Source organism: Longimonas sp., from assembly GCF_040409695.1.
Classification (GTDB): domain Bacteria; phylum Bacteroidota; class Rhodothermia; order Rhodothermales; family Salinibacteraceae; genus Longimonas.
On sequence record NZ_JARWGJ010000072.1, the window covers coordinates 1 to 11968 of the forward strand.

Sequence of the window (11968 nt, forward strand, 5' to 3'; positions counted from 1 at the left end):
CGGGTTCGTGTTCTGCGGGTTCGTGTTCTGCCCGGTGCTGTACCGGTAGCATTATTGGATCTGCCGTACGATTGCTTTTTCGGCTTCCACGGCCAGGAAGACCGCGAGACCAATCCCCACGATGAAGGCCCAGTCGACCAGCGCAACCGGACCGGTGCTGAAGGCCACCTGCATAAACGGAAGGTATGTGAACCCGAGCTGCAGCAGCACCAGCACGCCCACCACGCCCCAGGCAATCGGGTTGCCCAGCAGGCGGCGCACCGAGAGCGACGACTGCCAGATGAACCGGGTGTTGAAGAGGTACGCAATCTGCCCCGCAACCAGCGTGTTTACAGCGATCGTCTGCGCCACTTCAAGGGATACGCCGTGCTCAATCTCGTAGAAGAAAAGCCAGAGCGCCCCCATGGCAATAATCACCGACACATAGCCGATGCGCCAGAGCAGGTAACCCGACAGGATCGGGGCGTCGGGGTCGCGCGGAGAGCGCTTCATGATCCCCGGCTCGCTCGGTTCAAACGCCAGCGCCAGCGCCAGCGTCACCGCCGTCACCATGTTCACCCACAGAATCTGCAGCGGCGTTATGGGAGTCTGTTGGAACGCGAAAAGCATCGTCGCAATGAGCATAAGCGACTCGGCCCCGTTCGTGGGCAGGATAAACAGAATCGCCTTCTTCAGGTTGTCGTAGATGGTACGCCCCTCGCGCACCGCGGCCGCGATCGTAGCAAAGTTATCGTCGGCCAGCACCACGTCGGCCGCCTGTTTGGTTGCCTCCGCACCCTTCTGGCCCATCGCGATGCCCACATCGGCCCGTTTCAGCGCAGGCGCATCGTTCACGCCGTCGCCCGTCATCGCCACGATACGTCCGTGCGACTGCAGCGCTTCCATGATGCGCAGCTTATGCTCGGGGCTCGTGCGCGCAAAGACCGATCGCGTCGGCACCAGCTCGGCAAGCTGCTCGCTATCCATCGATTCGAGGTCAGCGCCGGTCATGGCCCCGGCGTCTGCATCCCCAATACCCAGCTGCTCGCCGATGCTCTGCGCCGTCTGGGCATGGTCGCCCGTAATCATCTTCACCTGAATGCCGGCCTCCTGGCATTCGCGCACCGCCTCGACCGCCTCGTCGCGCGGCGGATCCATCAGTCCCACAATGCCGAGCAGCGTGAAGCCGCCCTCGTTTACGTCCTCCTCGCTAAGGGTTTCGGTGGATGCGGAGCGCTCGGCGATGGCCAGCAGCCGATGCCCGGCCCCCGCAAACGCATCCATGACCCCGTCCCAGTAGTCCGTGTCGACCGCAGCGGTGTCGCCCGACTGCGTGTGCTGATGCGCGCAGAGGGCCAGCACGCGCTCGGGAGCGCCTTTCAGGTAGGTACGCATCCCTGCGTCGGCATCGTGGAGCGTGGCCATCCACTGCCGGTCGGATTCAAACGGCACCTCGTCGCGCCGTGGCTCCTCGTTGATCAGCGCCTTGCGGGTGTGGCCAAGTTTGGCCGCCAGCACAACCAGTCCGCCCTCCGTCGGGTCGCCTTCAATCTGCCACTGGTCGTCGTCTTGCTTAAGCGTGGCATCGCTACAGAGCGCGGCGGCGCGCGCCAGTGCCGTAACAGGCGCCTGCGGGTCGGCCTCTACAGCTTCGCCATCGCGCTCCAGGGTGCCTTCAGGGATGTAGCCCGACCCGGTCACGTCGTACTGCGCATCCGCCGTAGCTATGCGGCGAACGGTCATTTCGTTGCGGGTCAGCGTACCGGTTTTGTCGGAACAGATAACCGACACGGAGCCGAGCGTCTCAACAGCGGGCAGCTTGCGCAGAATGGCATTGCGCCCCGCCATGCGCTGCACGCCCAGCGCAAGCGTAATGGTGAGGATCGCGGGCAGTCCCTCCGGGATGGCTGCCACCGCGATGCCGACTACGAACATGAAGAGCTCCTCGACGGTGTACGGACGAAAGGCGTATCCGAACGCGAAAGCCGCTACACAGAGCAGCAAGATAAGCACCGACAGGACCTTCCCGAACTGGTTGATCTGCTGGATGAGCGGCGTGGTAAGCTGCTCGACCTGCGTCATCATCTCGCCGATCTGCCCCACCTCGGTGGCCATGCCCGTAGCCACAACGACGCCGCGTCCACGTCCGCGCCGCACCACCGTGCCCGAGAAGCCCATGCTCGCCCGGTCGCCGATCGCTGCGTCTTCTGAGACCGCGTCGACCTGTTTATCCACCGGCACCGACTCGCCCGTCAGGATCGCCTCTTCAACGCTCAGATTGTTCGCATCCAGCCAGCGCACATCGGCGGGAATCTGATCTCCGGATTCCACGAGCACAATGTCGCCCGGTACCACGGCTTTCGCATCCACCTCTACCCGTTCGCCGCCGCGCTCTACCAGGGCGCTTGGCGAGAGCATGTCACGAATGGATTCGAGCGCCTCCTCGGCTTTGCCCTCCTGCACAAACCCGATGATGGCGTTAACGAGCACCACCCCGGCAATGACCGCCGTGTCGATCCACTCGCCGAGTCCGGCTGTAACGACCGCTGCCACGATGAGGACGTAGATCAGCACGTCGTTAAACTGGCGCAGGAAGCGCCACAGCGCCGACTCTTTCTCCTCGACCTCAAGCTCGTTGGCCCCGTATCGCTCAAGCCGCGCGTGGGCCTCGTCTGGCGAAAGGCCATCGGCAGGGGTATCGAGACGCTCCCGCACATCGTCGGGCGGGTGCGCGTGCCAGTTTGGGGCTTCGTCGGATGCGGTTAGTTCAGTTTGATCGGCTGGCAGAACGGCATCAGGCATACGTAACAGGACGTTGATCGCAGGGGTGAGATGTCGTAATGTATATTTCTCCACACAACCAGTCTACAGCATGGGTTTCTTAATTTTTGGAGACAGGGCGTTGCTGATTGCAACGTTTTCCTGTACCGCATGGCGTACGGCGCCTCTGGTGCAGGGGCTAACGCCGTATCGTGGTCCGATGCGCTGCTCTTATACGAAGGGCGATACGAAGGACGGGCTTCCCCGTGTGTCTACCGGTATATTTTTTTTCGGTTTATGGTGAGCGCAGGCCGACGGAGGAGGCCCATGTAGCCGCCGAATGCATTCGGTGGAACCATCTCCGCTCCGCTCAAACCATCTCCGCTCCGCTCAAGATGACAATCCATGAACGGAGCGGTGCTTACCCAAAGCGGACGTCTGACGACACGTATGCAGATGCACCAAAGAATCTTTGCGTCTGTCATTCGGTTGCACCCGGCATCGGGCGGACCGATGCCTCGAAGCGTTTTCTCATTCAGCATCTCAGATCTCGCATGACCCGCTTCTCGCTCGACACCCTTCGCGCCTTTTCGGAAGCGGTTTTTCGGCACTACGGCGTGCCCAAGGCCGATGCCGCCCAGGCAGCCGACGTGCTTGCTGCCGCCGACCGGCGCGGTATTGACTCGCACGGCGTAGCACGGCTCATCACCTATGCCGACATGCTGGACGCGGGGCGCATCAACCCAAAACCCGATATCCAGGTGGTGCGCGAAACCCAAAGCACCGCCACTGTAGATGGCGACAACGGGCTCGGGCTGGTCGTTGGGCCGGCTGCCAACCGGATTGCGCTCGACAAGGCGGAAGCGGTGGGCACCGGCGCGGTGAGCGTGCGCAACACCAATCACTTTGGCATCGCCGGATACTACGTGCTGGAGGCGCTTGAACGCGACTGCATTGGCATGGCAATGACCAACTCAACCAAGCTGGTGGCGCCGCTCTGGGGGGCTGAGCGGATGCTGGGCACCAATCCCATCGCGATGGCCTTTCCCGGGCAGGATGAACCGCCCGTTGTGATTGATATGGCCACCAGCACGGTAGCCTACGGCAAGGTGGAGATTGCGAAGCGCGAAGGCACGCCGATGCCGCACGGGTGGGCCATCGATGCGGAGGGCCAGCCAACCACCGATCCAGATGCGATGATGGACGGCGGTGCGCAGCTTCCGCTTGGCTCTACGTACGAGCAGGGCGGACACAAGGGCTACTGCCTGGCTACCATGGTAGATGTGCTGACGAGCGTGATGAGCGGGGCCAACTGGGGGCCCTTCGCGCCGCCGTTTGCGCTGCAGCAGGCCCAGCCTGAGCGTCAGGTGGGCACAGGCATCGGCCACTTTTTCAATGCGTGGCGCATCGACGGCTTCATGGATCCAGACCGCTTCAAGGCACGCATCGACGACTGGGTGCACACGTTTCGCGCTACCGAGCCAGCCCCCGGCACCGACGGCCCGCTCATTCCGGGCGACCCGGAGCGCGAGGCCGCTCGCATCCGCGCTGAGCAAGGGGCGCCGTTGCTTGCTCCCGTGGTAGCAGACCTGCGCACCATCAGCGAGCGTACGGGCGTATCGCTTACGTAGCAGCAGCGATGCGCTATACGCTCTATACGCTGCCTGCAGTGGCTGACTGCACCGGCTGCCTGTAGTGCTTACCCGACCCGAAGAAAGCCCATGGAACGGTCGGCGTAGTAGCGCTCGAAGTACGATGCAAGCTCGGCGTGGGTGGCTTCGCTGAGCGTAGGATCACGGTTAATAACGGCTGTGGCGGCGTTGCGCGCCGTTTCGAGAATGTCGGTGTCTTCGGTGATGTCGGCCAGCTTTAGCTCGGGCATGCCGCTCTGACGCGTACCGAAGAAATCGCCCGCCCCGCGAATCCTCAGGTCTTCCTCGCTGATCTCAAATCCGTCGGTGGTACGGGTCATCGCCGCCAGGCGCTGCTTGGCCTCGGCCGACTGCTTGTATCCCGCCATCAGGATGCAGTAGCTCTGCGTGTCGCTTCGTCCCACACGCCCGCGCAGCTGATGCAGCTGGCTGAGCCCGAACCGTTCGGCATGCTCAATCAGCATAACCGTCGCGCCCGGCACGTCGACCCCCACCTCGATCACGGTCGTGGACACAAGTACGTCGATGTCGCCGGCCTTAAAGGCACGCATGGTCTCATCTTTGGCATCAGCGCTCATCCGGCCATGTACGAGCCCGACCGTTGCCTCCGGGAAGGTTGCCTGCAGGGTTTCGTAGCCGCTCTCGGCGTCTTTAAGGTCGAGCTTCTCGCTCTGCTCAACCAGCGGATACACCACATATGCCTGCTCGCCCTGCGCAATACGCTCCCGGATGAACGCGTACACGTCGGCGCGCTGCTTTTCGTGGCGCTGCACCGTCGTAACCGGCTTGCGCCCTGCCGGCATCTCGTCGATCTTCGACACGTCGAGGTCGCCGTAGAGCGTAAGCGCCAGCGAACGCGGGATGGGCGTAGCCGTCATGAGCAGCATGTGTGGACGCTCGCCCTTGGCGAACATCTCAGCGCGCTGCATGACCCCGAAGCGGTGCTGCTCGTCGACAACAGCCAGTCCCAGCCGGTCGAACGTCACGGTCTCCTGAATAAGCGCATGGGTGCCTACGGCAATAGGGGATGCGCCACGGGCTACGGCGTCGAGCGCCGCCTCGCGCTCGGTAGCCGACTGGCTTCCGGTAAGCAGCGTCGGGTGCAGGTCGAGCGGTTCAAGATACTCGGCGAGGCTGGCCGCGTGCTGCTCGGCCAGGATCTCGGTGGGCGCCATAAACGCGCTCTGATAGCCGCTGTCGTAGGCCTGCAGCATCGCCAGCACCGCCACGACCGTTTTGCCACTTCCCACATCGCCCTGCACCAGCCGGTTCATCTGGATGCCCGTCTGGGTGTCGCGCACGATGTCGCGCGCGGCACGGCGCTGCGCATCCGTAAGCTCGAACGGAAGCACCTCGTCGACGAAGCGGCGCGTGTGCGGGCCCGGTGCGTCGAAGGCCGGACCAGCTACGTCTTGCCGCTTGTGGCGCGTGGTGGCCAGGAGCAGCTGGATGTAGAACAGCTCTTCAAACTTGAGGCGGCGGGTGGCCTGTTCGAGTTCGTCGTGGCTTTTGGGGAAGTGAATCGCCCGCAGCGCTACGCGGCCCTCCATCAAGTCGTGCTGTGCAACGAGCCAGTCGGGCAGCTGCTCGCGTAGCTCCAGGCCATGCTCCTTAAAGAACCGGTAGATGATGCGCCGCACCGACCGCGAAGTAAGCCCCACCGCCTCCATCGCCTGTCCGCCCGGGTAGAGCGCCACGATGCGCCCGGTATCGAGCGCGGCGGCATCGTCGTTGAGGCGGTCGAAGTCGGGATGCGTGATCGAGAACCAGCGTCCGTATTTCTGCACCGTGCCGTGAAGCGCGACCCGCTCGCCAACGCTGAAGGCCTTCCGGATCCACCAGAGCCCTTGAAACCAGGTGCCCTTCATGGTCTGCCCGGTGTCGTCCTCCAGAATCAGCTCGAAGCGTTTGCTTCGCTTGCCCGGCACCACATCGTAGGTACGCACGGTGCCCATTACGGTGACGGTGTCGCCCTCTTGCAGGTCGCGCACGCGAGTCGTGGTGGAGCGGTCGAGGTATCGGCGGGGGTAGAAGCGCAGCATGTCGCGCACGGTGCGCACGCCGTGGCTCTCGGCCCAGGCGTCGGCGCGCTTTTCACCTACGCCGCTCAGGTAGCGGACCGAGCGCTCCAGGATGTCGTCGGTGCTCATAGCAGATACGAATGGTGAGGCAGACTGGCAAGCGCCCAAACTGAGAGCCCCGGCCTCAGGTTCAGCAGAGGGCGCCTGGGCCCGTGTAGGCTCGCTTCCCAAACAGAAAAACGCCGAGCCATGCCCGCAGGCATCGCTCGGCGCTTCCAGGGTACCGAATGGACGGCGCGGGCTTACACGTCAACCACGTCCGCAATGAAGTTTTCCTGTTCGCGCTTGTGGACCTTGGCCGAGCCCGTAGCCGGGCTCGCGCTGGCTGGGCGCCCGATGTAGCGGATGCGCTCTTCGCAGGTGCCGTGCAGTGCCTCCAGAAGCTCGTTGAAGCGCGGCTGCAAGAACGACCACGCGCCCATGTTGGCGGGCTCTTCCTGAAGCCACACGACGTCTTGCGCCGACTGGTAGCGCTTGAGCTCGTCGCGCACCTCTTCTTTCGGGAACGGGTAGAACTGCTCCACACGCGAGATCGCGATCTGGTCGCGCAGCGCGTCGTTCCCCTCCAGCTCGCGCACAAGATCGTAGTAGACTTTGCCGCTGCAGAAGACGTGGCGCTTCACGCCGAGCGGATCCGCCGTGGCGGGAATGACTTCCTGCACGCTTCCGCTCATAAGCTCATCGGGAGTCGACACGCAGAGCGGGTGCCGCAGCAGGCTCTTCGGTGTCATCACAATGAGCGGCTTTCGTGCGTCGCGCTTGATCTGTCGGCGCAGCGCATGGAAGTAGTTTGCGGGCGTCGAGAAGTTGGCCACGATCATGTTCTGCTCGGCACACATCTGCAGGAAGCGCTCCAGGCGGGCCGACGAGTGCTCGGGCCCCTGCCCTTCGTAGCCATGCGGCAGCAGCGCTACGAGTCCGGAGGTCTGCCCCCACTTCTGTTCCGCAGAAGAGACAAACTGGTCCCACACGATCTGCGCGCCGTTCGCGAAGTCGCCAAACTGCGCCTCCCATACCACGAGTGCGTCGGGCGCCTCAACCGAATAGCCGTACTCGAAGCCGCCTACAGCATACTCAGAAAGCAGGCTGTCGTAGATCAGCAGCTTGGCCTGGTCGTCGGAGAGGTTGTTGAGCGGCGTGTACTCGCTGCCGTCTTCCTGGTCGATCAGCACAGCGTGGCGCTGGCTGAAGGTAGCACGGCGCGTATCCTGTCCGCTCATGCGAACGGGCGTGCCTTCCTGCAGAAGCGACCCCAGAGCAAGCGACTCCGAGAACGCCCAGTCGATGCGCTCCTTCTCATGGAAGAACTCCGATCGCTTGCCAAACTGACGGCGCAGCTTGCGGTGTACGTTGAAGTCGTCGGGCAGGTCGGTAAGCGCCTCAACGACCCGCTCCAGGTGAGCACGGTCGGCGCCTGTTTCCACGCGCGGAAGGAGATCGTCGCCTTTGCGCTGCGTGCGCTGCTCGATAATCTTCTCGGCGTCTTTCTCTTCAAGATCTTTGGTGCGCTCGAAGGCCTCCTGCAGGCGACCGCGATAGTCATCGAGGAGCTGCTCGGCCTCGTCGGGTTCGACCTCACCGCGGCGCAGCAGCTGTTCGGTGTGGATCTTACGCGGCGAGCGCTTCTCTTCGATCTTCTCGTAGAGCAGCGGCTGCGTAAAGGTCGGCTCGTCGCCTTCGTTGTGGCCATGCACGCGGTAGCACATCATGTCGATGACCACGTCTTTGTTGAAGCGCTGGCGATACTGCAGCGCCAGGCGGGCGATGCGCACGCAGGCTTCGGGGTCGTCGCCATTTACGTGGAAGATAGGGGCTTCAATGGCCCGGGCAATATCGGTCGCGTAGGTCGAGCTGCGCGCATCCTCAGGCACGGTCGTGAAACCAATCTGGTTGTTGATAACCAGATGCACGGTGCCGCCCGTCTTGTATCCGGGCAGCTGACTCAGGTTGAGCGTCTCAGCCACCACGCCCTGTCCGGCAAAGGCGGCATCGCCATGCACGAGAAGCGGAAATGCGGCGTTGAGCACGTCCCGCTCGGCGTCGGCGTCCTGGCCGCGCAGGTGGTCCTGCTTGGCGCGTATCATGCCCTGCACGACCGGGTTCACCGCTTCCAGGTGGCTCGGGTTGGAAGCGAGCGTCACGTGGATCTCGTCGCCCGACGTGTTCTTGAACACGCTATCCGACCCCAGATGGTACTTCACGTCGCCCGAGCCCTGCGTGGTGCTCGGATCGATGTTGCCCTCAAACTCAGAGAAGATCTGCTCATAGGGCTTGTCGAGGATGTTCGCCAGCACGTTCAGACGCCCGCGGTGCGCCATCCCGATAACGGCTTCTTCCATGCCCGCTTCTGCGGCGTCGGAGAGCAGCGTGTCGATGATCGGAATCATCGTTTCGCTGCCTTCGAGCGAGAAGCGCTTATGGCCGATGTACTTCGTGTGCAGGAAGCGCTCGAACGCCTCGGCCGCGTTCAACTTCTTCATGATGTGCCGGCGCTCCTCGTTCGAGAGCGGGTCGGCGTTGCGCATCGGCTCAACGCGATCCTGAATCCAGTCCTTCTCCTCCGGATTGGAGATGTGCATGAACGAGGAACCGACCTTTCGGGTGTAGGCTTCGCGCAGAATCTTCAGGATGTCGCGCAGCGGAAGCACGTCCTCGCCGCCAAGCCCGCCTGTAATGAACTCGCGATCGAGATCCCATACCGTAAGTCCGTACGTCGCCGGGTCGAGCTCCGGGTGGTAGCGCCACTGATAGCCCAGCGGGTTCACATCGGCCTGCAGATGCCCCCGCACGCGGTACGCACGAATCAGCTGCAGCACCGAGGCCTGCTTCTCCGTCATGTCGAGGTCGTCGCCCGGACGCCGTGCCAGCTGGGGCGTGGTATCGGCCGACATCTCGAACGGCTGGTAGGGTACGCTCAGGTCCGAGAAGAGGGTACGGTAGAACTCGTCTTCGCCCCCAAGCAGCTGCTCGATGTAATTCAAGAACTTGCCGCTTGTGGCGCCCTGAATGACGCGGTGGTCGTAGGTCGACGTGAGCGTCATAACGGGAGATACGCCCGCCTTGCTCACCACGTCGCCCGGATAGCCGCGGTACTCGGGCGGGTAGCCAATGGCCCCGGCGCCCACAATCACGCCCTGCCCCGGCATCAGGCGCGCCACGCTCATCGACGTCCCGATCATACCCGGATTCGTTAGCGTGGCTGTCGTATTCTGGAAGTCCGACAGCTGCAGGTTTCCGTTGCGGGCGCGGTCGATCAGGTCGTTGTACGTGCCCAGGAACTCGGCAAATGTCATGCTGCCGGCGTCTTTCACGTTGGGCACCAGCAGCGTACGCTTTCCACGCCGCTCAATGTCGATCGCGAGCCCCAGGTTAATCTGCCCGGGCACGATGTGCTGCGGCGTGCCCTCCTCATCGCGCTGGAAGGTGCTGTACATGTCGGGGTACTTCTTCATCGACTGCACCAGCGCGTACGCAATGATATGCGTAAACGACACCTTCTCGCCTCCCACGCGCCGCTGGTAGTCGTTCAGGAGCTTCCGGTTTTCGAGGAGCAGCTTCACCGGCATGGTGCGCGCCGACGTGGCGGTGGGCACCCCCAGACTGTTTTCCATGTTCTCCACGATCTTTGCCGAGGCGCCGCGCATGGCATGCACCTCTACGTCATCGGCCACCGTCGGGGCCGATGCCGGACGAACGGGCTGCACCGCCCCGTCGCCCGCAGGCGTACGCTCCTTCTTGGATACGTCTACGTCGGGAGCTTCCGAAGCGGGCGCCTCAGAGGCTGGCGCTTCGGCCGGCGCGCCGTCGGAAGCAGACGCATCAACCGTTTCGGAGGGCGGCGGGGAAGCGGTTACAAACGAAGCGTCTGGCTCGTAATCCGCGAAGAAGTCGCGCCAGCTCTCGCTCACGCTCTGCGGATCGTCCAGATACTGCTTATAGATTTCTTCGATGTAGCCCGTATTAAAACCAAGAGAGCTCACAGGCGGCCCGGTAGATTTGTGGTGAAGATGGTGCACTCAGATCGTATTGCTCCCCTACGATATTGAGCCTCACAGGGTTCACGATATCGTTGCTTCTATGCCATGTTCACCGGGTGTTGAAGACCCGGTGCATTCCCTTACATGCGGCCCGCATCCTTCGGTTAAGTAGCAGAAACCGACCGGAGCGTCCTCCCCGCGCAGTCGTACGGTGGATTCTGTGCGTGGGCTTTTGTTTTATGGGGTACGCTCCGCATCCCCAAACCAGATTGCTTTATATGCTCCGTTCGCTCTCAGCTCCCCGCCTCGCTCTCCTGCTCGTGGTGCCGCTCCTCGTTCTCGCGGCATGCGACACCGACGCCCCTGCTCCTGCCTCCGAAATCGAAGACGCAGCCGCGCACTGGATCGACGGCGAACACCTGCTCTGGGTGGATGCGCCCGATGCTGCTCGCTATGAACTTCGCTACAGCTCCGATGCGTCGGTCGCTGTAGACAACGGCACGGCTGCCGCAGGCGAACCCATCGCGCTCGAATCGAACGTCCGCCTCGACCTCGATGCGCCCTTCCGTCACATCGCCGATGCACCGGCCTTCGCGCTCGACATTGATCCTCCAACCGCTGCCGAGGCGCTTCAAGGACAGCTCGTAGCGCTTGCCTACGACGAAAACGACACGGTCGTCGATGCCACACTCGTGCAGCGGCACGGCGCCATCGACCACTACTTCACCTACGACGGCCCCCTCGGTCCGCAGTATGCCGACGACGGCTCGGTGGCGGTGCACCTGTGGGCGCCCACCGCGCAGTCGGTTGAGCTGGAGCTGTTTGATGCCGATAAAAACACCGTCGCCACCATCGCACCCGACGATCCCGCTCCGGATGACGGCGTCTGGCGTTTCCGCGGCGATGCCGACTGGGATCGCGCGTTCTATCGCTTTCACGTCGAGGTGTACCACCCCACAACGAACGCGATGCACACGTTCGAAGTCACCGACCCGTATTCGGTGAGCCTCGCTACCGACAGCGAGTACAGCCAGTTTGTCGACCTGGAAAATGACGACGCCCTCAAACCCGATGGCTGGGATGCCATCCGGAAAGAGCAGCCGCATCCCACCAGCATCACCGCGTACGAAGGACACATGCGCGACTTCAGCATGCACGACGATACGGTACCCGCCTCCGACCGGGGCACCTATCGCGCCTTTACCCACGCCGGCTCCGATGGCATGCAGCACCTGCAGCGGCTGAGCGCGGCGGGGCTGACGCACTTTCACCTGCTCCCCTTTAACGATATCGCGACCATCAACGAAGCCGCCGACGACCGGGTCGACATCATCGACCCGTACGAGCGCATCTGCGAGCTGGTTGACTACGACGGCCTCGAAGCCGCGTGTGAGGAGCACGGCGACCGCATCATCGAAGACGTGTTTGCCGACCTCGCAGCCGACGACCCCGCAACCGAAGCGATTCAGGCCCCTTACGGCGATCCGGGCCGCATGAACGGGATGGCCATCTATGACGG

The 11968-nt window shown here is 63.1% G+C and carries 4 protein-coding genes and 1 pseudogene; 2 read left to right on the forward strand and 3 right to left on the reverse strand.

Annotated features, from left to right (window positions below):
- Positions 1–51: 51 nt before the first annotated feature.
- Positions 52–2781 (reverse strand): cation-transporting P-type ATPase, encoded by a 2730-nt coding sequence (locus PPP56_RS04390; protein ID WP_353562819.1) that lies wholly within the window; start codon positions 2779–2781, stop codon positions 52–54.
- Positions 2782–3293: 512 nt separating this feature from the next.
- Here PPP56_RS04390 and PPP56_RS04395 point away from each other — a divergent pair.
- Complete coding sequence (locus tag PPP56_RS04395) at positions 3294–4370, forward strand: Ldh family oxidoreductase (protein WP_353562820.1); 1077 nt, start codon at positions 3294–3296, stop codon at positions 4368–4370.
- A 68-nt stretch (positions 4371–4438) separates the two neighbouring features.
- Here the strand turns inward: PPP56_RS04395 and recG are convergent, their stop codons facing one another.
- Positions 4439–6541: an ATP-dependent DNA helicase RecG gene (gene recG / locus PPP56_RS04400; RefSeq protein WP_353562821.1), complete on the reverse strand. Its 2103-nt coding sequence runs from the start codon at positions 6539–6541 to the stop codon at positions 4439–4441.
- 173 nt (positions 6542–6714) lie between these two features.
- Complete coding sequence (locus tag PPP56_RS04405; protein ID WP_353562822.1) at positions 6715–10452, reverse strand: multifunctional oxoglutarate decarboxylase/oxoglutarate dehydrogenase thiamine pyrophosphate-binding subunit/dihydrolipoyllysine-residue succinyltransferase subunit; 3738 nt, start codon at positions 10450–10452, stop codon at positions 6715–6717.
- Positions 10453–10727: 275 nt separating this feature from the next.
- On the opposite strand from PPP56_RS04405, the pseudogene PPP56_RS04410 reads away from it, so the two are divergent.
- Positions 10728–11968, forward strand: a pseudogene (locus tag PPP56_RS04410) (hypothetical protein); the annotation flags it as partial.